Annotated in this window: 23 protein-coding genes and 1 pseudogene; 6 read left to right on the forward strand and 18 right to left on the reverse strand. The window is 64.5% G+C overall.

Annotated features, from left to right (window positions below):
* Positions 1-252: 252 nt before the first annotated feature.
* From CFB49_RS00095 to CFB49_RS35405, 3 genes and pseudogenes are all read right to left on the reverse strand, one after another.
* Positions 253-3279, reverse strand: a complete 3027-nt coding sequence (locus CFB49_RS00095; protein WP_089490499.1) for a type III restriction-modification system endonuclease — start codon at positions 3277-3279, stop codon at positions 253-255.
* Positions 3279-5297 carry a site-specific DNA-methyltransferase gene (locus CFB49_RS00100; RefSeq protein ID WP_089490500.1) on the reverse strand — a complete coding sequence of 673 codons (2019 nt, stop codon included), beginning with the start codon at positions 5295-5297 and terminating at the stop codon, positions 3279-3281. Before CFB49_RS00100 ends, CFB49_RS00095 begins: the two co-directional genes overlap by 1 nt.
* Before the next feature lie 358 nt (positions 5298-5655).
* Positions 5656-5805: pseudogene (locus CFB49_RS35405) on the reverse strand (ABC transporter substrate-binding protein); the annotation flags it as partial.
* A 68-nt stretch (positions 5806-5873) separates the two neighbouring features.
* Between CFB49_RS35405 and CFB49_RS00105 the strand changes: the two are divergent.
* Positions 5874-6842, forward strand: a complete 969-nt coding sequence (locus CFB49_RS00105; RefSeq protein WP_256979892.1) for a response regulator transcription factor — start codon at positions 5874-5876, stop codon at positions 6840-6842.
* Positions 6843-6900: 58 nt separating this feature from the next.
* On the opposite strand, the gene CFB49_RS35410 is transcribed toward CFB49_RS00105, so the two are convergent.
* From CFB49_RS35410 to CFB49_RS00120, 4 genes are read right to left on the reverse strand one after another with little or no spacing between them, the layout of a single operon-like run.
* Positions 6901-7203, reverse strand: coding sequence for a hypothetical protein (locus CFB49_RS35410; RefSeq protein ID WP_143329228.1), 303 nt, complete (start codon positions 7201-7203; stop codon positions 6901-6903).
* 39 nt (positions 7204-7242) lie between these two features.
* Positions 7243-9390, reverse strand: coding sequence for a peptidase domain-containing ABC transporter (locus CFB49_RS00110; protein ID WP_089490502.1), 2148 nt, complete (start codon positions 9388-9390; stop codon positions 7243-7245).
* A 40-nt stretch (positions 9391-9430) separates the two neighbouring features.
* Positions 9431-10690 (reverse strand): HlyD family secretion protein, encoded by a 1260-nt coding sequence (locus tag CFB49_RS00115; protein WP_089490503.1) that lies wholly within the window; start codon positions 10688-10690, stop codon positions 9431-9433.
* Positions 10687-12045, reverse strand: coding sequence for a TolC family outer membrane protein (locus tag CFB49_RS00120; protein WP_249190578.1), 1359 nt, complete (start codon positions 12043-12045; stop codon positions 10687-10689). The genes CFB49_RS00115 and CFB49_RS00120 overlap by 4 nt, the downstream gene beginning before the upstream one ends.
* 570 nt (positions 12046-12615) lie before the next feature.
* Between CFB49_RS00120 and CFB49_RS00125 the strand changes: the two genes are divergently transcribed.
* The 3 genes from CFB49_RS00125 to CFB49_RS00135 all read left to right on the forward strand — a co-directional run bounded on the left by CFB49_RS00125 (position 12616) and on the right by CFB49_RS00135 (position 15086).
* Positions 12616-13104, forward strand: coding sequence for a CPBP family glutamic-type intramembrane protease (locus CFB49_RS00125; RefSeq protein WP_089490505.1), 489 nt, complete (start codon positions 12616-12618; stop codon positions 13102-13104).
* Positions 13105-13479: 375 nt separating this feature from the next.
* Positions 13480-13905, forward strand: coding sequence for an MchS3 family protein (mchS3, locus tag CFB49_RS00130; RefSeq protein ID WP_143329229.1), 426 nt, complete (start codon positions 13480-13482; stop codon positions 13903-13905).
* 269 nt (positions 13906-14174) lie between these two features.
* Complete coding sequence (locus CFB49_RS00135) at positions 14175-15086, forward strand: cupin domain-containing protein (protein WP_179234844.1); 912 nt, start codon at positions 14175-14177, stop codon at positions 15084-15086.
* 428 nt (positions 15087-15514) lie between these two features.
* On the opposite strand, the gene fliR is transcribed toward CFB49_RS00135, so the two are convergent.
* The 9 genes from fliR to CFB49_RS00180 all read right to left on the reverse strand — a co-directional run bounded on the left by fliR (position 15515) and on the right by CFB49_RS00180 (position 21453).
* Entirely contained in the window at positions 15515-16297 is a 783-nt protein-coding gene (gene fliR / locus CFB49_RS00140) for a flagellar biosynthetic protein FliR (protein WP_089434317.1), read from the reverse strand.
* 28 nt (positions 16298-16325) lie between these two features.
* The gene (gene fliQ / locus CFB49_RS00145) at positions 16326-16598 is read right to left on the reverse strand and encodes a flagellar biosynthesis protein FliQ (RefSeq protein ID WP_006401718.1); all 273 of its coding nucleotides are present in this window, start codon (positions 16596-16598) and stop codon (positions 16326-16328) included.
* A gap of 17 nt (positions 16599-16615) precedes the next feature.
* Entirely contained in the window at positions 16616-17377 is a 762-nt protein-coding gene (fliP, locus tag CFB49_RS00150) for a flagellar type III secretion system pore protein FliP (RefSeq protein WP_069618817.1), read from the reverse strand.
* Between the two features lie 36 nt (positions 17378-17413).
* On the reverse strand, positions 17414-17989 hold the full coding sequence (gene fliO / locus CFB49_RS00155; protein ID WP_089490508.1) for a flagellar biosynthetic protein FliO: 576 nt from the start codon (positions 17987-17989) through the stop codon (positions 17414-17416).
* Positions 17986-18474 (reverse strand): flagellar motor switch protein FliN, encoded by a 489-nt coding sequence (gene fliN, locus CFB49_RS00160; RefSeq protein WP_069618815.1) that lies wholly within the window; start codon positions 18472-18474, stop codon positions 17986-17988. The genes fliO and fliN overlap by 4 nt, the downstream gene beginning before the upstream one ends.
* Positions 18467-19465 carry a flagellar motor switch protein FliM gene (gene fliM, locus CFB49_RS00165; RefSeq protein WP_069618814.1) on the reverse strand — a complete coding sequence of 333 codons (999 nt, stop codon included), beginning with the start codon at positions 19463-19465 and terminating at the stop codon, positions 18467-18469. Before fliM ends, fliN begins: the two co-directional genes overlap by 8 nt.
* Before the next feature lie 22 nt (positions 19466-19487).
* Positions 19488-19988: a flagellar basal body-associated protein FliL gene (fliL, locus tag CFB49_RS00170; protein WP_176730209.1), complete on the reverse strand. Its 501-nt coding sequence runs from the start codon at positions 19986-19988 to the stop codon at positions 19488-19490.
* Between the two features lie 255 nt (positions 19989-20243).
* Positions 20244-20966: an LrgB family protein gene (locus CFB49_RS00175; protein ID WP_089434319.1), complete on the reverse strand. Its 723-nt coding sequence runs from the start codon at positions 20964-20966 to the stop codon at positions 20244-20246.
* 13 nt (positions 20967-20979) lie between these two features.
* Positions 20980-21453, reverse strand: coding sequence for a CidA/LrgA family protein (locus tag CFB49_RS00180; protein ID WP_069618811.1), 474 nt, complete (start codon positions 21451-21453; stop codon positions 20980-20982).
* Positions 21454-21595: 142 nt separating this feature from the next.
* On the opposite strand from CFB49_RS00180, the gene CFB49_RS00185 reads away from it, so the two are divergent.
* Positions 21596-22522 (forward strand): LysR family transcriptional regulator, encoded by a 927-nt coding sequence (locus CFB49_RS00185; protein WP_089434320.1) that lies wholly within the window; start codon positions 21596-21598, stop codon positions 22520-22522.
* A gap of 72 nt (positions 22523-22594) precedes the next feature.
* Here the strand turns inward: CFB49_RS00185 and CFB49_RS00190 are convergent, their stop codons facing one another.
* Positions 22595-24157 (reverse strand): DHA2 family efflux MFS transporter permease subunit, encoded by a 1563-nt coding sequence (locus CFB49_RS00190; protein ID WP_006491289.1) that lies wholly within the window; start codon positions 24155-24157, stop codon positions 22595-22597.
* A gap of 178 nt (positions 24158-24335) precedes the next feature.
* Entirely contained in the window at positions 24336-24824 is a 489-nt protein-coding gene (locus CFB49_RS00195; protein WP_050015756.1) for a MarR family winged helix-turn-helix transcriptional regulator, read from the reverse strand.
* 175 nt (positions 24825-24999) lie between these two features.
* Between CFB49_RS00195 and CFB49_RS00200 the strand changes: the two genes are divergently transcribed.
* Positions 25000-25296: a multidrug ABC transporter ATPase gene (locus CFB49_RS00200; protein ID WP_089490576.1), complete on the forward strand. Its 297-nt coding sequence runs from the start codon at positions 25000-25002 to the stop codon at positions 25294-25296.
* The last annotated feature ends 6 nt before the right edge of the window (positions 25297-25302 follow it).

The raw sequence follows: 25302 nt of genomic DNA on the forward strand, positions 1-25302 counted from the left end.
TGCAGAAGAAGGGCGCTTCGGCGCCCTTCTTTCATGGAGAAAACGCAACGTGACGGGGCGGGTAAAAACATCGTGTCGACCCGATTTGCAACCAGCCGTAACCGCGGCGCCCGCCCGCGAGAATACGGATCGCTTTCACGCGGATGACAAGATGAGAACCGGCGGGAGCAACAGGCGCCGCCGGCACTCGGCACGATCGATAAAGGCGGAGCCACGCTGATAAAAATGGGCGGCTCGTCGCCGCCCTTCGTCTTACCGCCCGGCGCCCGCCAGCGGCGCCGCAGGTTCGAACAACGCATCGGGCTGCGCGACGCGCACGAAGCGCGCTGCGCCGTCGCCGTCGACCAGCGCACGGAAATGCGCTTCGCCGCACGCGAGCTTCGCGCGCTCGTGCTCGCTCGGCACGTGGCCGTCGGCATTCGGCGTATCGACGACGAAGTACAGCCGCTCGCCGCCGTCCTGTTCCGCGAGCACGGCCCAGTCCGGGTGATAGCTGCCGAGCGGCGTCTGCACGCGGAACCACGCCGGCAGCTTCGCGTACAGCTTCACGCCGTCGTGCGCTTCGAGTGCATCGGCGAACGCGCGCTCCGCGTCCGTCTCGCACACGACTGCCTCGTGGATCGACTTGCGCGCGTCGAGCCGCAGGTTGCGCAGGTAGCCGGTCAGCGCTTCGCTCTCGAACGATTCGAGCGCATGCACGTGGCGCTCGCCGAGCTTGCGGTACGCGATGCCGGCAACCAGCGCGAGCCGCTTGCAGCGGTTGATCGCGTCGGCCGCGACCGCGATGAACTGCTGCGGATTCACGCGGAAATCGTCGAGCCGGCCGCTGTCGGCGAGGATCGTCGCAAGCGAACGGCGCGTGAGCTGCGTGCGGTCCTGCAGCTCGGTGAGCAGGTCGGGCAGCGGCAATTCGCCTTCGTCGAGCAGCACCGTGCCGGCGCCGGCCACCTCGATCGCCTCGATGCCGGCCTTGCCGATGTCGATCTCGGCCTTGCGCCACTGCAGCCGCGCACGCGCGATGTCCGGCGCGTCGCGCAGCGCGGCCGTGCAGTCGCGCACCAGCTTCGCGTTGTCGAACTCGACGCGGTACACGGTGCGGTGGCGGATGCGATCCCACAGCGCGCGAAACTCCTCGCCGAACACGACGGCCTTGCCCGACGCATCGCGCCGCAATGCGATCGCGCGGCGCTCGTCGGCATTGCGCACCGCGAAGCGGCCCGACAGCTTGCGCAATGTCGCGACGATCGGCGCGCGCAGCGGTTCGAACGCCGCGGGCAGCACGAGCGCGCTCTGGCGCAGCGCATCCTTCAGCCGGTCGAGCACCTTGCCCTGCGCGTCGACGTAGCCCTGCTCATGCAGATGGTTCCACAGCACGCGCGACAGCTCGATGCCGAGCGCATGCGCGGGGCCGTCGTCTTCCTGCACCGGCAGCGCCGCGAACTGGTGTTCCTCGACGATCCCGAAACGGATGCCCGTATCGGCCTCGATTTCCTTCTGCAGGTTCTCCGCGAACGACTCGTAGCGCTCGGTCGCGATCACGGTCAGCGTGTTCACGCCCGGGTCGCGCACGCGTTCGCCGTCCTGGTCGACCGCGAGGCGCAGCCCGCGGCCGAGCGTCTGGCGGCGCTCGCGCTCGGTCTGGATGTCGCGCAGCGTGCAGATCTGAAACACGTTCGGGTTGTCCCAGCCTTCCTTCAGCGCCGAGTGCGAGAAGATGAACTTCAGCGGCGTGTCGAACGACAGCAGCGCTTCCTTCTCGCGCATGATCAGGCCGTACGCGCGCTCCGCGTTCTCGCGGGCCGCCGCGCTGCTTTCGCTCGTGTCGGTCCAGCCGCCCTTGCGGTCGATCGAGAAGTAGCCGTTGTGTGCGCGCTCGACTTCCTTGGCGATGTCGACGCCGTCGAACAGCGCACGGTAGGCCGGCACGCGCGCCGCGCGCGCATATTCCTCTTCGAAGATCAGCGCGTAGTCGCCCTTTACCGGCACGCCGTTCTCGTCGTAGCGGCGATAGCGTTCGACCGAATCGACGAAGAACAGCGACAGCACCTTCACGCCGCGCTCGGCGAGGCGCAATTCCTTGTCGAGATGCTCGCGGATCGTGCGGCGGATCATCTCGCGCTGCACGGCGAGCGTGTCGATGTCGCCGAACGCCTCGCCGAGCGACAGGAACGCCTCGCCTTCCGGATGGCGCAGCTCGACGTATTCGGCGCCCTTGACCGCGTGCACTTCGCCGATCCGCAGCCCCGCGTACAGCGCGCGTTTCGTCAGCCGCTCGAGATCGTCGCCGTCGGTGGCCGACACGATCTGGCGCTTCACGCCGGCCGCCGTCGCGACGTCGAGCTCGACGCGCGCGCTGATTGCGCCGCGCCGGTTCGACACGCCGACGAGCCGCACGTACGGCTTGTTGTGCGCATCCTCGACGATCGCCGACGCGATCTCGATCTGCTTGACGAGCTTGCGCTCGTACGCGTCGACCGCATCGAGCCGGTACACCATGTGGTGCCGGTCGACGTGCGTGGCCGAATAGCGCAGCGTGCAAAGCGGCGCCATCGCGGCGAGCGCTTCGCGCCCGCGCCCTTCGAGCCCGCCGTCGACGCTCTGCGGTTCGTCGACGATCACGATCGGCCGCGTCGCGCGGATCAGGTCGATCGGCTTCTCGCCGCCGGTCTTCTCGCTGTCCTTGTAGAGATTGTTGATCTCTTTCTTGTTGATCGCGGCAACCGTCATCACCATGATCTGGATCGCCGCGCTCGCCGCGAAGTGGCGCACCTGGCCGAGCTTCGCGGAGTCGTACAGGAAGTAGTCGTACGGCACGCCCGCGTACAGCGCGCGGAAATGATCCTCGGTGATCGAGAGCGTCTTGTGCACGCCTTCCTTGATCGCGATCGACGGCACGACGATCACGAATTTCGTGAAGCCGTAGCGGCGGTTCAGCTCGAAGATCGTGCGCAGGTACACGTAGGTCTTGCCGGTGCCCGTCTCCATCTCGACGGTGAAGTCGCGCGAGCCGGGCAGGCCGGACGGCGGCAGCCCGCCGCGCAACTGCACGTCGGCGAGATTGCGCGCGAGCGCGTCGTCGGTCAGCGACAGCCGGTTGCCGACGCCTTGCTCCGATACCGCGAAGCCGAGCGAACCTTGCGCGGCAGCCGTCGTGCCGGGCGCGGCGTTCGCGAGTACGCTGAAGTCGCCGCGATACGATTCCTGCCCGCGAAACAGGTCGCAGACGGCGTCGATCGCCTCGCGCTGGTAGTCGAGATCCGCTTCGAAATGCAGCCGCATCACAGGCTCCGCACGCGCTTCACGCCGTGCTGTTCGAGCAGCGCGGCGAGATTGAGCTTCGCGACGTCGTCGACGAAGCCGCTGTCGCGGAACAGGCACGTGACGTCGCGCGATGCGCCAGTCGCATCCAGCAGGTCGACGATGCCGTCGGCGAGTGGGCCCGCGTCGTCGCGCGAGATGCGCGCATCGAAGCACGCGACGATCGCGCGGCCGATCAGGTGTACCGTCTTGCCGGCCACCTGGTGATGCTCGACCGGCGTGCACAGGTCGAGGCCAAGCTTGAGCGTCAGCTCGGCGAGCAGGTCGTCCTCGGTGCGGCCGGTCTTCACGTGCTCGACGGATGCGAAGAGCGCATGATCGAAGTCGTCGCGGCGCGGGTCCCATTCGATCACGTTGGTCGTGTCGAGCCGGTACACGCGAAAACCGAGGTCGCCATAGCTCTCCGGATAGTCGCGCGCGACCTGCTGCGCGGCGCGGCGCAGGCGTTCCTTGGTGATTTCGGCGAGCGTCAGCGGCTTCTTCAGCTTCGCGCAGAAATCGGCGGCCGCCGTCTGCGTCTTGTCGCGGCGATCGAGCGACTCGGGCAACTGCACGAGGATATAGCGGCGCGCGCCGCCGTCGGTCGCGTTCACCTGCATCACCGCGTGGCCGGTCGAGCCGGAGCCGGCGAAGCAGTCGAGCACGATGTCGTCGCCGCGCGTGCACCAGCCGATCACGGCCGCCGCGAAGTCGACCGGCTTCGGCAGGTCGAACGGGATGCCGAGCGTCTTCAACAGCGCGTCGTCGGAGCCGGCGAACGGCAGCACCGACGGCACGTTCTCGTACATGTTCTCGTCGAGGTAGTAGATCCGCTGCGGCTGCGTGGTTTCATCCGGGCCGAATTCGATCTGGCCGCGCTCGAGCAGCGCCTGCATCGTCGCGGGCGGGTTGCGCCAGCCGCGCGCCGGCATCGCGCACGGCTTGCCGGTGACCGGGTGGATCAGCGGCGTGAAATATTCGTCCGGCGCCTTCTTCTTGTTCGGCCAGGCCATCGACACGAGGCGGTACACGCGGCCTTCCGCCGACAACCGGTCGTACATCACCTCGCCGCCGGACAGGTTGGTCTGCGCCTTCATCCACGCGCGGTACGCCTTTTGCGCGTCCTTCGGGTTGCCGCTGCGGTACACCGCGTCGTGCGCGGCGTCGAGCATGCGCTGCGCGTTGCGCTTCGGGCGCTTGAGCGGCGCGCGTTCGAGCAGCGTCTCGGCGTTGCGCGCGAACAGCACCAGCGATTCGTGCTGGTACGCGACGCCGCGCGCGTCGCCCTTCGGGTTGCGCTTGTCCCACACGGCCACGCCGAGCTCGTTTTCCTCGCCGAAGATCTCGCGCAGCATCAGGACCAGCGCATGCACTTCGTGCTCGTCGATGTGCACCGCGATCAGCCCCTCGTCGGACAGCAGCGCGTGCGCGAGCTTCAGGCGCGGGTACATCATGTTCAGCCAGTCGGTGTGGAACCGGCCGTTCGCCTCGGTGTTGGTGCTGCGCTTCACGCCGGCTTCGGTCTGGCCCGTCATCGCCAGATAGTGGCGGATGCTGTCGCTGAAGTCGTCCGGATAGACGAAATCGCTGCCGGTGTTGTACGGCGGGTCGATGTAGACGAGCTTCACCTTGCCGGCGTAGCTCTTGTGCAGCAGTTTCATCACGTCGAGGTTGTCGCCCTCGATCATCAGATGGCGCGTGTCGTCCCACGCGACGCTGTCGTCGGGGCAGGGCCGCAGCGTGCCCGTCGACGGCGTGAGCGCGGCCTGGCGCGCGGCGCGCTTGCCGTGCCAGTGAAAGCCGTAGCGCTCGTCGGCGTCGCCGACCGTGCGTTCGCCGACCAGCGCCTTCAGCACGTCGACGTCGACCGACGCGCCGTGCGGGCCTTCGGTCACGAGTTCGGGGAACAGCGCCTTCAGGCGCGCGACGTTGTCGGCGGTGAAATCCGTCGACATCGCCTGCGGGCTGGCCGCATCGAGTTTCTGCATCGTCTTTTCCATCGGAGCCCGGCCGCGCGCGCCAGGACGTCGGGCGCGCTCACGGCACCGGCGGCAATGGCCGCCCGGGCAAACCCGAAACGCTAGCGAGTCGGTCGGCGCAGGTCAAGCGCCGATGTGGGACGAACGTGCGCGCATCGGCCGCGATCGCCCGCCGGACGGGCTGGAAGCGGGTTCGGGCCGGTTGTCGCATGGGGCGGGCGGCGGTCGCGTCGTGGTGGAAAGGACGAAAAAAGGGCACGGTCGGCGCCCGGCGCCGGCGTGCCCGCATGGAGAATCCCGATGGCGGTGCCGCAGGGCCCGACGGGCCCACCCCGATAACCGCCTCGGATCAGAAACGCGTCCGGATGCCCGAGAAGCTCGCGTCGGCGCCGACCGGCAGCGACAGCAGCTCGACGTCGAGTCCGCCGACCATGATCGTGATCTTGCCGCCGTCGTCGGCGAAAGCGGGGGAGCGGCGAGCGCGCAGCCGAGGCTGGCTAACGGCGAGGGTGCGCAGGAAGGGGCGCATCGAGTCGTGTCCTTGGCTGTATTCGTATGGCGCGATGCTTGCTGCATCGTCTTAACGAGTATCGGGAGGTGAAACCTTCTGCAACCTTTCGCGGGTGGGCGGTTCGTTTAGGGGTTTTCAACGAATCCGGCGCGAATGCTGGAAGAGCGCCGCCCAGCCGGATTGCGCCGCAGGTTGAAACGGCAACAGGCCTATCTATGCTGATTTCTCGGCACTACGCTTTGGCAAGCACGAAGAGAATCATCCATTGCGCCCGGACCGACTACGGAAGTATGACATCACGACAAAAGCGTTGGTCGACGAGAACGCGTCGCGTTCGCAACGTGCGGACTCCGACTTCTCGTAATCTGTTCGGCTCGCTTTCTGACTTGATATTTCATTTCGACGATCCAATGAGTCTAACCACCATCGCCATTGCTGACGACCATCCGGTCGTGATCGAAATGCTGAAGCGCCTGCCGCAATGGGAACCGGATTTCCTCATTTCGCATTGCTGCAATAGCGGGGAGAGACTAATCGACGCATTGACGCGCTCGCCAGTCGATCTCATCGTCGTCGATTATTCGATGAATCGGGGCGACAAACCGATCGACGGCCTGAGGTTGCTACGCAAGCTGCGCGACGTCGCGGCGAGTGCGCAATGCGTGATGCTGACCGCGCAAAAAAATCCGAGCATCTTCGCGGCTGCGCTGCGACTGGGTGTGAAAGCCATCGTCAGCAAGGAAGATGGGATCGACGAGATCGTACGTGCGTGCCGACACGTGCGCGCCGGCCAAACGCGGTATTTTTCGCCGACGGTCCGCGCGATCGTCGAGCAATCCGGCGGGAGTGGCCGCGATACACTCGCAAGGTTGACACAGAAGGAGCTTGATGTCGTGCGCCTCTTCGCGTTAGGCCACTCGCTCGCGAGCATTGCAGAGAAGCTCGGCCGCTCCGTCAGTACTGTGTCGACGCAGAAATACACGGCGATGAAAAAGCTGCCGGCCGATACGAATACCAACCTGATCCGCTACGCGTACGAAAGCGGGCTGATTTGACGAGGGTTACGGCCGGCAAGTGACCATGAACGTCGCCGTGCCTTTGATGCGACCTGTCTCAATCGTCGAGGGGCTGAATGGGAAGCTCCAAGGATTCGATGACGCCCCCGATGCGCCGATTTCTTACGGTATGCCAGGCAGTGCCGGCCGATCCGCTGATCGGGCTGCTACCTTTCTCACTACCGATGGCGGTGCCCTTGGCCTTGCCCGAGATTGATTCGATCAACCTGCGGGGTACGGATGAGCCGACACGACTGACAACGCTCGCTGCGGTGATTTCCATCGTTGTCAATTCACGTATTTGCATTCTCCATGAAGTTGCATGTTGGCAATCGTCACGGGCTGGATCGGCATCGGCCATCCCTCCTCGCCGCGCGTAGCGAGCATTCGTGTTGCTACGCTATGCGGGCTGTGTCGGGAACAAGGCGTCGATATCTAGTTCCCGCGTGCGGCCATATGCAATTTCGATCGCGCGATCCGCACTCCGGATCGTCTCCGGCCGGTGCGCGATGATGATTCGCGTGACGTTCATGCCACGCACCGCGTCGTTGATCAGGGATTCGCGGTCCGTGTCGAGATGACTCGTCGCTTCGTCGAGCACGAGGATCGCGGGCCGGCGGTAGAAGGCACGGGCGAGCAACACGCGCTGGCGCTGTCCGCCCGACAGCGACGATCCCATGTCGCCGACGAGGCTCTGGTAGCCCATCGGCATCGCGACGATGTCGTCGTGAATCTGTGCGTGCCGCGCGGCTTCCTCGATTCGCGTGACGTCGGGCTGCGGATCGAAGAAGCTGATGTTGTCGGCAAGCGAGCCGGCGAACAGGATGTCGTCCTGCATCACGCAGCCGATCCGGTCGCGATACGGATACAGGCCGAACTTACGGATGTCGATACCATCGACGTGCACACTGCCGTGCTCGGGAGTCAGCAGGCCGAGTAGCAACTTCGCCATTGTCGTCTTGCCTTGACCCGACGGGCCGATGAGCGCAACCGACTCGCCGGAGGCGATCGAAAACGAGCAGCCGTCGAGCACCCACGGCTCCGTTTCCGCATAACGGAAATGCACGTCGCGTACATCGATCGCGGGTGGTGCTGCATGGCTCACGTCCGTCGATCGGCTGATCTTTGCTTCCATGTCGCCCTCGACGTCGGTGAGCACGATGTCGGCGAGACGCTCGCCGTGCAGGCGCAGCATTCTGAAATCGATCAGCGTTCCGATCAGCCCGGCGCCACGCGCCATGAACTGGTCGGCGAAACTGACGAACGCGACCAGCATCCCGGCCGAGAACTGTCCGTCGAGCACCTGCTTCGCCGCGAGCCAGACGAGCGCCACGCGGCCCGCACCGGAAATCACGCCATGCAGCGTCGAGAAGCCGATCGACAGCCGCTGGATCGCGATATGCTTGTTGGTGGTCTTGACGACCGCGTTCGCATAGGTGGCGACGCGCGCTTCCTGCTTGTTCGCAAGCTTGATCGCCTGCACGCCGCGGATCGATTCGAGCAGGTTCGACTGGGCGCGGGCCGCATACACGATCTGTTCCTCGTTCGCCTGCCGGAACGGCTGGTACGCGATCCATCGGATCGCGCCGTACACAGCGAACAGGCCGAGCACGAGCCACGTGAGTGCCGGGCTGTAGACGAACAGCATCGCAAGTGTTGCGGTCGCCATCACGCCGTCGAGCAGCGCGCCGATAAACTGCGTGGTCAGCGTTGCCTGGATCGTATTGATCGCACTGAATCGTGACACGACGTCGCCGATGTGGCGCTGTTCGAAATACGCCATCGGCAGCCTGAGCAGGTGCGCGCAGACGTTAGCGGTCCACTGTACGCAGAGCAGGCTCGAGAACCACGTCACCACCCATGAGCGCAACGCCGACACCGCGTTTTGAAACAGCACGACGAGCAGGAAACCGATGCCGAGCAGCGTCAGCAGGTCCGCATCGGCCGACACCAATACTTGGTCCATCACCCACTGCATGTAGAACGGCGTGACGATGCCGAACACTTCCAGCGCCGCGGACAGCAGCAGCACCTGCGCGAATATCGCGCGGATGCCCGTGACGTTGCCGACGAGCTTCGCCATCGAGATCGCTTCGCGCGCCTGGATACGCTCGAACGATGGCGAGGGCATCAGCTCCAGCGCGACGCCGGTGAAGTGTTCGGACACTTCGGAGAGCGGCACGTCGCGACGCCCGCGTGCCGGATCATGGATCGTGATCCGGCCGCGCGACACCGACTTCAACACGACGAAGTGATTCATGTCCCAATGCAGAATGCACGGGCGGTGCAGCTTGCTCAGTTCGCCGAGTTCGAGCCGCAACGCACGCGAAGCGAGGCCGAGCCGGTGTGCGATCAGCATCACATCGTTGAGGGTCGCCCCCTTCAGCGACGGGCTGAAGCGCCGGCGCAGACTGACGAGGTCGAGGTCGTGACCGAAATGGCTCGCGACCATGCCGACGCACGCGAGCCCGCACTCGGCCGCCTGCGTCTGCAGGATCACTGGCAGGTGGGGGCTCCGGCCGAATTGCAGCGCCTCGATCCATTTCATGATTGAACGGGCTCCGTAACGAATGTATTGAGGGCGCGCATCAGCTCGACACGCGGCTGCCGAGCGCATACAGCGGCTCGAGCACCCACTCGACCAGTTGGCGCCGGTCGATCAGCACGTCGGCCTCGAGCGCCATCCCGGGCCGTAGCGCCTCGTGTTTGCCGTACGCGACGATGTCCTGGCGATCGAGCGCGACGACGACGCGGTATAGCTGCTCCGGCACATTGGTGTGCCCGGTTAGGGTCGCGACTTCCTGCGGCGACAGCGCGGTACGCGACACCTCGGTCACGCGCCCGTACTGTTGGCCGAATTTCTGAAACGGGTACGCTTCGTAGCGCAACACCACGCGCGCGCCGGCGCGCACGAAGCCGATCGCGCGGCTCGGCACCATCAGTTGCGCCTCAAGCGGCGCGCCTTGCGGCAACAGCGACACCGCCGACTGGCCCGCGTTGACAATCTGCCCGGGCTTCGCGAGCAGCGCGGCGACGACGCTCGCCTGCGGCGCGCGCAGGATGATCGTGCGACGCGCTTCGTTCTCGGCGATCGACTGATCGACGTCCGCGAGCTTGCGCTGGATGTCGTTCTGCTGATTACGGGTGGTGAGCGGCAGCTCGCGTAACTGCTGGCGGGTCTGGTCGAGTTGCTGGCCGACGTCGAGGCGCTGGCGGGCGAGCTCCTGCAGCCGCGCTTGCGCGTCGAGCAGCACGCCTTCCTGCTGCTCGACTTGGCTGTTCGACGCATAGCCCTGGTCACGCATCGACTGCAGCTTGTCGAGCTGGCGTTGCGCGAGTTCGGCCTGGCGGAGCCGCTGCGCGTTCTGCCGCGCGATCTGTGTGAGTTGGTCGTCCAGTGCGGCCGCGCGCGTCCGCAGGCCGCGCTGCGCTTCGCCGCTCAGTTGCGACTGGCTAGTCAGATCTGTCTCCAGGCGCGAGCGCTGAAACTTCAATTGCCGGGCGACCGTTTCGCGCGTTCCGCCCAGTTCGGTCGCCACTTCGGCCGAGATCGCCAGCAGTTCCGCACCGGCCGCCACCGTCTGTCCTTCGCGGACGCGCGTGCCGACCACGGTGCCCGTCAACGGCGGTGCCACCGTCAGCAGCCCCGTCGCCGGCAACAGCTGACCGGTCACGCGCTCGCGTTTCGTGTAGCTGCCGAACACAAAAAATGCGACGACTACCAACGTCAATGCGGTCGCGACGCCGATCATCAGCCAGCGCCAGGGCGGCGAGTACAGGCTGACGGTACCCAGCAGCTTGTGCCTGGTCGCGTCGAGCGCTTCCTGGCGGAACAAGGAATCGGTCATGATCGGATCCCCGCGGCAGGCACTGAGCCGTCAGCGCGGCAACCGATGCCGGCCACGTCGTCGTCGCCGAGCGTGCCAAGCGCGGCGGACAGTTGCAGCCGCGCACGCAGGTAGCGGTAGCGGGCGTCGGCGAGATCGCGGATGGCTTCGAAATAGCGCTGCTGGGCATTCAGTTCGTCGATCTGAGTGCGCAGTCCGACTTCGCGCCCGAGGCGGGTCGATTTCACCTTGCTGTCGGCCGACGCGAGCACGCGTTCCTGCGCGCGGATTAGCGCGACGCCGTTGGTGATGCCGAGATAGGCCGCACGGGCGCGCTCGCGGGCCTTGCGGCGCGCATCCTCGAGCGCGTCGCGTGCCTGGTCACGCCGACGGTAGGCTTCGCGGCTCGCCGACAGCGGGCCGCCGCCGGCGAACAGCGGGATCGTGACCGTCACGCCGATCATTGACGAACGGGTTTTCGACGTCGTGCCGAACACAGTGTCGAGTCCGTTCTCGTTGGCGCCACGGCTCCAGTTCGTGCCGTAGCTTGCCTGCAGGTTCACGACCGGCAGGTGCGCGCCCGTCGCGGTGACGATGTCGGCCTGCGACTGGTCGAACTGCTTGCCCGCGATCCGCACGTCGATGTTGTTGCGGGCTGCGTCGTCCATTGCGGTCGCGAGATCGACCGGCGCGGCCTGCGGCGCGCATTGCCACGAGATCGGCGATAGCTCTGCCGCCGGCAACCCTGTGATCCGCTGCAGCGTGCCGCTCGCGATCGCCAGATCGGTTTGCGCGCTCACCGTGCGCGCCAGCGCTTCGTCGAGATTCGCGCGCGCCTCGTCGACGTCAGTTCGCGTGCCGTCGCCGATCCTCAGCGCGGCCTGCGCCTGGTCGAGTTGCTTATGGAACGCCTGCTGCGCGGCTTCGGCGGCCTGCAGCACTTCGCGTCCGAACAGGACGTCGAAATAGGCGCCGGCGACATCGATGATCAGGGATTGCGCCGCCTTCTCGTACTCGATGTCCGCCTGATCGGCGAGCGTGCCGCCGCGCTCAAAATTGGCGACGCGGGACAGATCGAGCAGCGGCTGCGTGACGGTTGCGGAAGCGCTGTGACGGCGGACCGCTGCCGCATACGCCGCGGTGGGCTGGTCCTGCTTCGTGTAGCCGCCGTTGAGCTCGACGCGCGGCAGCAGGTCAGCAAGACCTTGCCAGCGCTTCTCGCGGCCGGCGAGTTGAGCGTTGCGCGCCGCGCTGATGCTCGCATCGAAGCGCCGCGCCGCGTTCACCGCGTCGAGCAGGTTAGCTGCGTGAGCCGGCCATGCGGCACTGAGCCAGCCGAGAATGGTCATCAGCCGGAAGGATTGTGTCGAGAGCATCTGCCTGTGTGCGGGCGCTACCTGTCGGTCGGTCGCGGGAACCGCGGTGAAGTTACGCCGCAAAGTAGAGGATTATTCACGACTGCATGACGGCACGATATCGTCGTTCGTCCAATTTCCGGCCGGTGCCTGCGCGGTTGCGAATGGAATGCGACTGAGCACCGAGCGGAAATAGCGGCACGCTGCGTAAAGCAGAGGTATGCGCGTCTGCGGGGGGAACGCCGAGGAAGTCCGGTCGGAGCGATATGCCGTCACCAGCTAACCGATCGACCGTTTACAAACTTCGTTAGTTGCGACGGCGGCACGAGTGATCCCATGTTGGCGGATGTGGACGTGCACCTGTTTTTCGGCAAGCGGCGACTTCAGCAAAAATTGGATGTTTCACTATTTCCATAAATAAAAAGGAAGTCAACGATATAACCATGTGCAACGCTTGGGTGACTTTAACAACCTAGGCGGCCAGTGGTTTTTGACATTTTGGAGTGCCGGGCAGAAGCAGGCCTGAGCTTTACCAAAAACTATCGAGCGGATATTTTCGAAATTTTTCCTCTGAATTGGTGACGAATCGCAATGAAAGACAGCTCTAATAACAGCGTGATTCGCACTATCTCGCGTAGCCCGGTGCTCGTTTCCGCGCTTCTGACGTGCATTCTCACATACGTCGCCGGCATTGTTGTCTGGGGTGGCCAATTTATATTCGGACTTCCACTAGGTTCCTCCTCCGGTGCACTGCCTGAAATAGTGAAGTACGACCTATTGACCCGCCTGCTTGTTGGCTCGCTCGCTGCACCGATAGTGGAAACATTTCTCTTCCAGTGGCTTCCTATTCGGTTGATTCGCCGCACATTCGGAGGAAGCGCTTGGTCAGCGACCGGTGCTTCCGCTCTTGTGTTCAGTGCAACGCACGGCTACAGCGTTCTGTACGTGGCAGTCGCTTTATGGGGCGGGTTGATTTTCGCAACGGTCTTCGTGCTGCGTGATTACCCCGGTGGCCGTCCCTTTTTGGTCGTCGCCACCGCCCATGCTGTCCGCAACACGCTGGCAAGTATCCTCATCTGACGCGAACGCATCATTCCCTGGTCAATCGGTGGATTCGTCGCCAACTGGCCGGATGAATAGGCCCTGAACCCTCACACGAAATCTTGATGATTCGGTCGAGGCGGCGCCTGTGCCTCTGGACGAATAGGCCAGCACGTCGTCGCCAGCCGATTGGCACGCTCCCCATCGCATCGAGACCCATGTCGATAAATCGAATGTCATCATCGGGTAGGGAGGGAGATAACTACTCCCGACACGGCAAACACAGGCACGGCAACAATTGGATTTTTTGCTATAGACGCGATGCACTAGTAAGACTAATTTTTGCAAGAGGCCGAACCAAAGGAATGTTTTCGATTTCGCCATCGAAACCATCTTGCGACCGGAGTTGAGCTAATGGATAAGAAAATTGTCGCTTTTTTAATTTTCGTAAATTTATTTGCATCAAGCATGCGCCATTCGAAAGCGGACTCTACTGATGACTTCGAGAAAACCAGCGTATTCTCTCTGGGCTTGATCGGATTTGTTGGCCATATCAGCCCGCAAGAGGAGATGTACAGAAGAATAATGAAAACTTCGAATGCAAAATCATATTTCGAGGAAATGCTGGAATCAAAGGAAGCGACCATTGAATCAAAAATGTACGCCATGTGTGGCCTGCGGGAAATGGATCGCCAGTCTTTTAAAAAACACAAGGGCGAATTCCCGCCGTCGATCAAGGTTTCAATTATGAAGGGGGATTTGTTGTTAAAAGAGAATGTTTCCGACGTGTTGTACAGGATAAGTAAATTCGGTTGCAAAACCAAGGAAAATGAGCCGTGAGAATTATTTCGAAATCTGACGCTGGAAAAATTTTGGGTGGCCTAGACTTGTCCGGGGAAGCGGAGTCGAGCAATGTAGTTGACTTACGCGGCACGAAAATGAACGGCTGGGTAGATGCAAATGGAACCTGTTGGGCTCCCGACTCGTCGTCGTCAACCATGTATCCCAACTGGGGCGAAGACGGCGATGGCTGACCAATTTACTCGACATTAATACATCAGGCCCGCGTAACGGGTCTGATGTATCGCCTATATAAATTACCTCTTGCGATGATCAACTTTCCAATCGAAAAGGAAGCGTTTCTGAAGAGCTTCTTTGAAAAAAAGCCAGCGTTATTTCGAGGTGCCGCATCAGGCTGCAGATTCGATTGGCTTAGTGTCGATGAGGCAATATATGCCAGCCAATCTAGTCCATTAAAAATCAAGATTCATTCTGGAACAGAGTATCTTTCTCCCGAGAGCTACGAGTGGAAGTGCATTGAGGTTGGTGTTTTGAAAAGCCAGCTGAACGCCACCGAAATCCATCGCCACTTCGATGATGGAGCTACATTGGTTTTTAATAGAATAGAATCGCTGTCCCTTAAGATCAGAAATATATGTCGACAGATATCCGATTTTTTGTCAATGAACGTTGTGGCAAATGGTTACCTCTCGTTCGGAAAACAAGGATCCTTTGGTGATCACTGGGACACGCACGATGTTTTCGCGGTGCAGCTAATTGGAAGGAAAAATTGGAAGATTTACAACTCAACATTCAAACTACCGATTGAAGGTCAAACCAGCAGGGACCAAAAACACCTTCGTCCGAGTCGTCCCGAGTTGGATTTCACTCTGGAGGAGGGGGACATTGTCTATATCCCTCGCGGATGGTGGCATTCGGCAACGGCCCTTGGTGAGCCAACGTTTCATATTGCGGCCGGCATTCACACGAATAAATACCTGGACTACATCGATTGGATAGTGAAAACAAAATTGAAGAACAGCGAGATTTTGCGGACTTCATTGCCTCTTCATCATATGGGACTTTTCAATATGGAGAAAATTATCGAAGATGTAAATCAGGAGATTCTCAGCCCTCAAAATATTACTGAATATATTGAAAGCATAAGCTCGCAAACTGTTGTGGCATCTGACATAGGGGTGACCGAGTATGCAAAAAGATTACCTCGCCAAAGAGATTAGCCTTGAGTCGGCGTACACGTTGCATACATGGTATTGGCTACGTTACAAGCTGCGCGCAAGACCGAGTAACTTCCGGTATCAAAGCGGCCTTCACTTGCATGCCGACATTCCATATGCCTCGTGCGAGGAGCGATAGGCACTTGATCTGCGGTCGGGGTAGGTAATTGCACAACCAGGGCGCCCGACACCACTAAGACACTTGAAAACAGTTCGTGATGGTGAGTTGATCGCATTGCGGTACGCAGGCCCAACTTCACGATAGTCACACTGGCAATATCCGGGGCGGCGAGATGTATTCCGCGCCCGCGCCGCCGACCACAGTCCGTAAATGATCCTGCAGAAATTGCGGTTTTGTTGCGCTTTATTTTTTTGATACCAGCTGAATCGCGGGGTTGTTGCGTCTCGGCTGCAATGACAACTCCACACGCCTACCGCCACCCGATCAACACCCGCCCCATCGCATCGAGCCCCATGTCGAACAGGTGCGACACGAACGGCACGAGGTTCGGGATCATCAGTTGCACGAGCAGCAACCCGACGATCAGCGTGACGGGAAAGCCGATCTGGTACATGCCGATCTGCGGCGCCGCGCGGTTCAGGATGCCAAGCGCGAGGTTCGCGATCAGCAGTGCCACGACCACCGGCAGCGACAGCAGCAGCCCCATCTCGAACACGGTCGCGCCGAACGCGGCAAGCGTGCGCCAGCCCGGCGCGTGCAGCAGCTCGCCCGACACCGGCAGCGACTGGAACGACGCGGCGAGCGCCGCGAATACCTGCAGGTGGCCGTCCACGGCGAGGAACGCGAGCATCGCGACCGCGTTCAGGAACCGCCCCATCGCGGGTGTCGCGCCATTCGAATGCGGATCGAAGAAGGTCGCGAAGCCGAGCCCCATCGACAGCCCGATGAAGTCGCCGGCCGCTTCGACGGCCGCGAACACGAGCTGCATCGTGAAACCCATCGCGACGCCGATCAGGAACTGCGTGACGAGGATCCAGATGCCCTGCGCGGAGAACACGGTGACGTCCGGCATCGCGCCGAGCGTCGGCGCGACGACCAGCGCCATGAACGCGGCGACGCCGATCTTCACGCGCACCGGCACGGCCGCGTGGCCGACCATGGGCGCCGTCGCGACGAGCGCGAGCATCCGCACGAACGGCCACAGGAACGCCGTGAGCCAGCCGTTGAGCTGCGCGTAGGTGACCGAGAACATTGCGGAAAAAGCAGGCCGGACGCGCCGCTCAGCCGGCGCCGAGCGTCGCGACGTGCAGCAGCGTCTGCCGCAGGTAGTCGAGCATCGTCGTCAGCATCCACGGGCCGGCGATCACGAGCGTCGCGGCGACCGCGAGCAGCTTCGGGATGAACGACAGCGTCGCTTCGTTGATCTGCGTCGCGGCCTGGAACAGGCTCACGACGAGGCCGACCGCGAGCGCGACCAGCAGCAGCGGGGCCGCGAGCAGCAGGCCCACCATCATCGCCTGGTGCGCCAGCGTCATCACTTGTTCGGGCGTCATCGCGCGTGTTCCTCCGCTTAACTGAAGCTCTGCGCGAGCGAGCCGATCAGCAGTTGCCAGCCGTCGACGAGCACGAACAGCATCAGCTTGAACGGCAGCGACACGGTGGACGGCGACACCATCATCATCCCCATCGACATCAGCACGCTCGCGACGACCATGTCGATGATCAGGAACGGGATGAACACCGTGAAACCGATCTGGAAGCCGGTCTTCAGCTCGCTCGTGACGAACGCGGGCACCAGCAGCGACAGCGGCACGTCCTCGGGGCCCTGCATCGGCGCGGCCTTCGAGATCTTCGCGAACAGCGCGAGATCGGTCTCGCGGGTCTGCTTCAGCATGAAGGTCTTGAACGGTGCGACGCCGCGCTGCACGGCCTGCTCCATCGGCATCGAGCCGTCGGAGAAGGGCTTGTAGCCGTCGTTGTACGCACGGTCGAGCACCGGCGACATCACGAAGAAGGTGAGGAACATCGCGAGCCCGACGAGCACCTGGTTCGGCGGCGTCGTCGCGGTGCCGAGCGCCTGGCGCAGCAGCGACAGCACAATGATGATGCGCGTGAAGCTCGTCATCATCAGCAGCATCGCCGGCAGGAACGACAGCATCGTGAGCAGCAGCATCGTCTGCACGCTCAGCGAATAGGTGGTGCCGCCGTGCGGGCCCGGGCTCGCGTTGAACGCGGGCAGGCCGTTCGCCTGCGCGCAGGCAAGCGCGGGCGCGAGACAGAGGATCAGCACGGGCGCGACGCGCGCCGCGTGACGCAGGAATGCGTGTTTCATCGGAATGCTGAGACTGAAAGAGGGCGCGACGCCATGTCAGCGGTCCTTGCCGCGACCGAGGCGTTTCGCGGCTTCGCCCGCGAGCGCGTCGCGAAAACGCGAGCCGAACGTGCCGGGCAGGGCGCCGTCGGACGGATTGCCGCCGGCGGGTGCGTCGGTCGAGGTCGACTCCACGGTCGCGGCGGTCGCCACCGAACCGGCCGGCAGCGTATGCAGCAGGCGCACGTTGCCCGGCGCGACGCCGAGCACGAGCCAGGTGTCGCCGATCTCGACGATCGTCGCGCTTTCCTTCGCGCCGAGCCCGACGCTCGACACGACCTTCAGCGGGCCGCCGCGTCGCGCGGGCTGAAAGCCGAAGCGGCGCGCGAGCCATGCGCACGCGAACACGAGGCCGATCACGACCGCGAGCCCGACGAGCGTCTGCAGCACCGCGCCGATGCCGAGCGACGGCACGGCCGAGCCGACCGTCACGCTCGACGCGATCGAACCGGCGTGGTTCACCGCGTTCATGTCGGCGGCGCCGGCCGGCGTGCACGCGAGCGATGCGGCGACGGCAAGCGCCGCCGCTGCGATCGCGCGACACACGCGCCGGCCGGGCTTCACGACGTTCATCGATTCAGCTTCCGGATGCGTTCGGCGGGCGTGATGATGTCGGTGAGGCGAATACCGAACTTGTCGTTGACGACCACGACTTCGCCCTGCGCGATCAGGCAGCCGTTCACGAGCACGTCCATCGGCTCGCCGGCCATGCCGTCGAGCTCGACGACCGACCCCTGCGCGAGCTGCAGCAGGTTGCGGATCGCGATCTTCGTGCGGCCGAGCTCCACGGTCATCTTGACCGGGATGTCGAGGATCATCTCGATGTCGTTGTGCGTCGAGCTCGCCGCGGCCTTCGACAGCGGCTGGAACACGCCGGCGCCCGTCGCACCCGCCGGCACCGGCTGCTGATTCTGCTCGGCGAGCGCGGCCGCCCAGTCGTCGAGGCCCTGCTCTTCGTCGGCCGCGGCCGGCGCCTTCGCGTCGGCGGCCGACGCCGCGAGGGCCGCATCGGCCATCGCCTGCATGTCGTCGTCGGGCGTCTGGTTCAGCTCACTCATATCCACCTTCCTTCATCGAATCGCTCGCGCCGATCATCTTCTGCACGCGCAACGCATATTGACCATTGAAAATTCCGTAGCCGCATTCCATCACCGGCACGCCGTCGACCTTCGCGGTGATCGTGTCCTCGATCTCGAGCGGCAGCACGTCGCCCGCGCGCAGGTTCAGGATCTTCTCGAACGTCGACGAGATCTCGGCGAGATTCGCGGTCAGCTCGACCTCGGCGGCCTGCACCTGCTGCGACAGCACGCGCACCCAGCGGCGGTCGACCTCGAGCGCCTCGCCCTGGATCGGCGAGCTGAGCACGTCGCGGATCGGCTCGACCATCGAGTACGGCATGCAGATGTGCAGCGTGCCGCCCGTCGGCCCGAACTCGATCGAGAACTGCGTGACGATCACGATCTCGTTCGGCGTCGCGACGTTCGCGAACTGCGTGTGCATCTCCGAGCGCACGAATTCGAACTGCAGCGGCCGCACGCTCTTCCACGCGGTCGTGTAGTGCTCGAACACGAGGTTCAGCAGCTTGCCGATGATCCGCTGCTCGGTGGCCGTGAAATCGCGGCCCTCGACGCGCGTGTGGAAGCGCCCGTCGCCGCCGAACAGGTTGTCGACGACGAAGAACACGAGGTTCGGGTCGAACACGAACAGCGACGTGCCGCGCAGCGGCTTCACGTGCACCAGGTTCAGGTTCGTCGGGATCGGCAGGTTGCGGGTGAATTCGCTGTACTTCTGCACCTTCACCTGGCTGACGGAGATTTCCGCCGTGCGCCGCATGAAGTTGAAGATGCCGATCCGCAGCAGGCGCGCGAAGCGGTCGTTGATGATCTCGAGGCCGGGCATCCGGCCGCGGACGATCCGCTCCTGCGTCGCGATGTTGTAGGGGCGGACGCCCGATGTGTCGCGCTGCTCGTCGACCGCATCGGTTTCGCCCGTGACGCCCTTGAGGAGGGCATCGACCTCCTCCTGGGACATGAACTCCTGGTGACCCATACGCGCTCCTTTCGCGGCCGCGTTACTGGACGACGAATTCGGTGAACAGCACCTCGTCGACCTTCGCGCGCTGGTTGCCCGGCTGGGTCGGCTGCTCGATCAGCGCGCGCAGCTCCTTCGCGAGCGAACGTTTGCCGTCCGGCGTCGCGAGCTCCTCGGGATGCTTGTTCGACAGCGCGAGCAGGATCCGGCTGCGAATTTCCGGCATCCGCGCGGTCAGTTGCTCCTGCGCCTTCGGGTCGGTGAGCTTCAGCGACAGGCCGACGCGCAGGTAGTGCTGCGCGCCGTCGTCGGACTGCAGGTTCACGGTCAGCGGGTCGAGCGCGAAGAACACCGGCGCGGCAAGCGGCGCCGGCTCGGCGGGTGCGCTCGCATGGCCGACGCCTGCCTTGCTCAGGAACACGTACATGCCGCCGGCGGCGGCGGCGGCCGCGCCCAGCGCGATGACGGCGATGAGCGCGATGCGCTTGAACTTGCCGGAGGAAGCCGGCTTGTCGGCGGTCGGGGTTGCAGTCGTGGCCATGTGAATGCGTGCGTGATGTCTCGTAGCATGCATTGTTCGGCATCCGGGCCGAGGCCGATGGGCGGAAAAGAGGGGGGAATTGCGGCTATCTCAGCCGATTGTCGGCCGGGTGTCGGTCAGATGTCGGCACGATGCGGGGCAGGAACGGCGGCGGAAACGATCGGGCGGGGCGGGGGGCGTGCGGCCGGCGGGACCCGGGCCATCACACAAGGAAGGAGCGCGGCAGGCGGGCAGCGGCGCCTGCCCGTGCGGGCGTCAGATCGGCAGCAGCGACAGCAGCGGCGCGATCAGCACCATCGCGACGCCCGCGATCATCATCGTCAGGCTCGACACGACGCCTTCCTCGCTGCCGATCTCGCGTGCCTTCGCGGTGCCCACGCCGTGCGCGGCCGCGCCGAACAGCGCACCGCGCGCGAGCCGCGTGCGCATCGGCACGAGCGCGAGCACCAGTTCGCCGAGCAGCATCCCGCAGATACCGGTCGCGATCACGAAGAGGGCCGTGAGGTCCTTCGGCGCGTGGATCTTGTCCGACACGGCGAGCGCGAACGGCGTCGACACCGAGCGCGTCATCAGCGAGCGCTGCAGCTCGGGCGACAGGTGCAGCAGCTTCGCGAGCAGCAGCGATCCGCACACGCCCGCGGCGATCCCGACCGCGACGCCGACCGACAGCGACAGCCAGTGGCGGCGAATCAGGTCGCGATAGTCGTAGATCGGCACCGCGAACGCGATCGTCGCCGGGCCCAGCAGCCACATCAGCCAGCGCGTGTCGCGGAAATAGACCGAATACGGGATGCCGGTCAGCAGCACGAGCAGCACCAGCACGCCCGGCACGAACACGAGCGGCGAGAACAGCAGCGTCTTCTTGTATGCATAGAGCCGCTTCGACGCGAAATACAGCACGATCGTCAGCACGAAGCAGCCGACGGAGATCGCGGTATTCACGCGGTCGGCGGGCAGGTTCGCTAGTGCGGCGAGCATGAGCGGCTCCGGCTCAGTGCGCGACGGCGCTCAGGCGCGCGCGGCGGCGTTCGGCGAATACGCGCTGCGCGGCGAGCCGGCGTTCGAGCTTCGCGGCGAGATCGACCGCGACGGCCACCGCGACCATCACGAACGCGGTGCCGGCGAGCATCACCAGCGCGATGCGCCAGCCGTCCTCGCGGAACAGCCCGCCGTACTGCACGGCCGCGACGGCGGCCGGCACGAAGAACAGCAGCATGTCGGACAGCAGCCAGTTCGCGCCGTCCTTCACCCATGCCGGTGCGACGCGGCCCGAGAACAGCAGCACGAGCAGCACCGCGAGGCCGATCACGCCGGACGGAATCGGCAGCCCGACCTTGCGCACGGCCCAGTCGACCGCCATCCACAGCACGCCGAGCGCGGCGGCCTGCAGCACGATCCGGCCCGTGTGCGCGAGGCTGCCCGAAGCGGCAGGGCGGGCGGCGGCAGTGGCGGACGGCTTGTTCATGGCGGGACTCCCTACAGATGTTTCTGTCGATGGCGTCAGTATAGGGTTTCCCCTAACCATAAATAAAATGACTTGTCTCTATCCTTGTCATTCCAATTCGGAATTCGCTTGAATTCAGCTGCACCAATCTGGGGAGTGATCGATGGAATTGCGCGCGCTGCGGTACTTCGTCGAGGTGGTTCGCCAGCAGAGCTTCACCGCGGCGGCCGACAAGCTGTTCGTCACGCAGCCGACCATCAGCAAGATGGTGAAGGCGCTGGAAGACGAGATCGGTTCGCCGCTGCTGCTGCGCGACGGCCGGCAGATGGTGCTGACCGACGCCGGGCGGATCGTGTTCCAGCGCGGCCAGGACGTGCTCGCCGCGCAGGCGCAGCTGCAATCGGAGCTGAACGATCTCGGCACGCTCGGACGCGGCGAGCTGACGATCGGCATCCCGCCGCTCGGCGGTTCGCTGTTCACGCCGATCATCGCCGCGTACAAGCAGCGCTACCCGAACATCGAGCTGAAGCTGTTCGAGCAGGGCGCGCGGATGATCGAGGCCGCGCTGACGTCGGGCGAGCTGGAACTCGGCGGGCTGCTGGAGCCGGTGGATCCCGGCACGTTCGAGCGGCTGCCGATGGTGCGCGCGCCGCTGTGGCTCGTCGCGCCGCGCGAGTCGCGCTGGGAGGACCACGCGGCCGTGCCGCTCGCCGATCTCGCGCGCGAATCGTTCGTGTTCTATGCGGAAAGCCTCGCGCTGCACGACGCGGTGCTCGATGCATGCCGGCAGGCCGGTTTCACGCCGTCGATCGTAAGCCGCAGCGGCCACTGGGATTTCATGGCCGCGCTCGTGCATGCGGGCGTCGGCATCGCGCTGCTGCCGGAGCCGTATTGCCGGCGGCTCGACGCGGGCCAGTTCACGTGCCGGCCGATCGTCGAGCCTGAAATCACGTGGGCGATCGCGCTCGGCTGGCTGAAGAAGGGCTACCTGTCGCACGCGGCGCGCGCGTGGCTCGACGTCGCGCGGGCGACGCTGCCGCTCGCGCCGGGCGACGATCTGGCGTTCGGGGGATTGCGGGCGAGGGAGTGATGGCCGGGCCGCCGGGCGATGAAGCGAACGGTGAAACGAAAAGGGCGGCCGTGATGGCCGCCCGTCGGATCATCAATGCCCCATCGCCGGCCCCGCGCCCTTCTTCGGCTTCGTGATCCACACGAGCGCCGCGAGCGCGATGAACACGCCCGCCGACAGGTGGAAGAAGTCGTTCGTCGCCATCATGAAACCCTGCTGCGTGACGAGCTGGTTGAGCTGCGCATTGGCCGTCTGCCCGACGATGCCGAGCTGCGCGAGCGCGCCCTGGTAGTCGGTCGTGTTCTGCGCGTAGACGCTCACCGATTCCGACAGCCGCGCATGATGGTAGATCGCGTCGTTCTCCCAGAACGTCGAGCTGGCCGCGGTGCCGATCGCGCCGGACAGCGTGCGCAGGAAGTTCGACAGCCCCGACGCGCTCGCGAGCCGCTCGTCGGAGATGCTCGACAGCGTGATCGTCGTCATCGGCACGAAGAAGCACGCGACGCCGATGCCCTGCACGAGCCGCGGCAGGATCACGTGGTTGAACGGCACGTCGAGCGTAAACGTCGCGTTCCACAGCGACACGCCCGCGAACACGATGAACGCGAAGCTCGCGACCATCCGCAGGTCGAGCCGGTGCATGTTGCGGCCGATCAGCGGCGACAGCACGAGCGCGAGCAGCCCGACCGGCGCGGTCGCGAGGCCGGCCTTGCCGGCCGTGTAGCCCATCACCGTCTGCAACCACAGCGGGAAGATCACGACCGAGCCGAAGAACGCCATGAAGCCGAACGAGATGATCAGCGCGCCGAGCGCGAAGTTGCGGTCCTTGAAGAGCGACAGGTCGACCACCGGCTCCTTCTCGGTCGCCTCCCACACGAGCATGAACGCGAGCGACACGACCGCGATCAGCGCGAGCGCGACGATGAACGACGAGTTGAACCAGTCGCGGTCCTTGCCGAGGTCGAGCATCATCTGCAGGCACGACACGCCGATCACGAGCAACGCGAGGCCGATCGCGTCGATCCGCTGCTTCGACGTCTTCGTTTCGCGGCCGCGCAGCAGGAAGTACGCGCAGGTCGCCGAGAACACGCCGATCGGCAAATTGATGTAGAAGATCCACGGCCACGTGTAGTTGTCGCTGATCCAGCCGCCCAACAACGGGCCGAAGATCGGCGCGACGATCACCGTCATCGCCCATAGCCCGAGCGCGAGCCCGCGTTTCGCCGGCGGGTAGCTGCGCATCAGGATCGTCTGCGACAGCGGCACCATCGGCCCCGACACGAGGCCCTGCAGCAGCCGGAACGCGATCAGCGTCTCGAAGTTGGTCGCGAGGCCGCACAGCGCCGACGCGATCGTGAACGCGAGCACCGACAGCGTGAACAGCCGCACCTCGCCGACCCGCCGCGCGAGCCAGCCGGTCAACGGCACCGCGATCGCGGACGCGACCGAGTACGACGAAATCACCCATGTGCCTTCGCTCGTCGCGACGCCGAGGCTGCCCGAGATGGTCGGCACCGCGACGTTCGCGATCGACGTGTCGAGCACTTCCATGAAGGTGCCGAGCGCGAGCCCGACGGTCAGCAGCGCGAGCGCGCCGCCGGTCAGCGGCGCCGGTTCGGCGGCGGGGGAGGGGGCGGATGCCGTGGTGGCGGACATCGGAATCTCCTAGACGCGGCGCGCGGGACGCGCCGGCACAACGCACGGGCGCGCGACGCAGCGCGGCCCGGCCGGGTGGAATGAAAAAGGGGAAAAGCGGAGCACGTGCCCTGTCATCTTCTGCCCAGACAGATAAATAAGCGATTGTTTAAATCCGGACATGGAGGCTCCGTACGCATCAGCAGTCGGGTTCGTCGGGCGTCGGGCAGCCGGTCGAACCGGGCCCGTTGGCGATGAAGCGCTGCAGCAGGCCGATGAGCGTCGCCAGTTCGTCGGCCGAGAAGCCTTCGAGCTGCGCGTTCAGCACGGTCGCGACCAGCGACGGCAGCGCGCGGGCGGCTTCGATGCCGCGCTCGGTCAGCGTCAGCTCGATCATCCGGCGGTCCTGCTCGCTGCGCGCGCGTGCGATCAGCCCCTTGCGTTCGAGCCGGTCGAGCATGCGCGTCATCGACCCGCTGTCGTACGACATCTTGCGCGACAGTTCGAACGGCGTGCGCGCGTAGCCGCGCGACAGCAGCAGGATCACGCCGATCTGCTGCGCGGTGAGGTCGAGCGGCTCGAGCGCACGATCCATCCGCTCGACGAGCGCCTGCTTCGCCTTCGACAGGTAATAGCCGAGGCTCGTTTCCAGCGCGATGTTCTCGGGATCGTAGAGGCCGCCGGTCATGCGATTGCGCGCGCAGCAATAGTGCGTTTCGGGTTTGAACGCGCCCAGTATCTTGAAAAATGATTGCTTAGTCAATATTATTTAGGTCAACCAGTTACGACGTGCATGTTGCACTGCCGGAGACTATGTTCTGACCGATTGGCCCGCGCTGCCGGGCACCCCGAGGATGTTCGCGATGCTGTTCCTGAAAAATGCCGCCGGCGCGCTGCGCCGCAACCTGACCGATACCGCTCATCATGTGTTCTCCGGGCCGCACCGCGGCTGGAAGATCGCGCTGTACGTGACGATGCTGGTCGTGCCTGGCGGCTCGCTCGCGGCGCTCGGGTTCGCATGGTTCGATCATCGCCGGCAGCGCAACGCGAAGGGCGGCGCCCGCCGCACGACCCAGTCGGCCCCGTCCGTGACGGAGCCGTCGACATGGCGGGCCACCGCCGAGTCCGTCCCGGTGCCGGTGCCCGTGCGCTGCCACTGACGCCGC

Source organism: Burkholderia sp. AU17457, from assembly GCF_002223255.1.
In the GTDB taxonomy this organism is placed as follows: Bacteria; Pseudomonadota; Gammaproteobacteria; order Burkholderiales; family Burkholderiaceae; genus Burkholderia; species Burkholderia sola.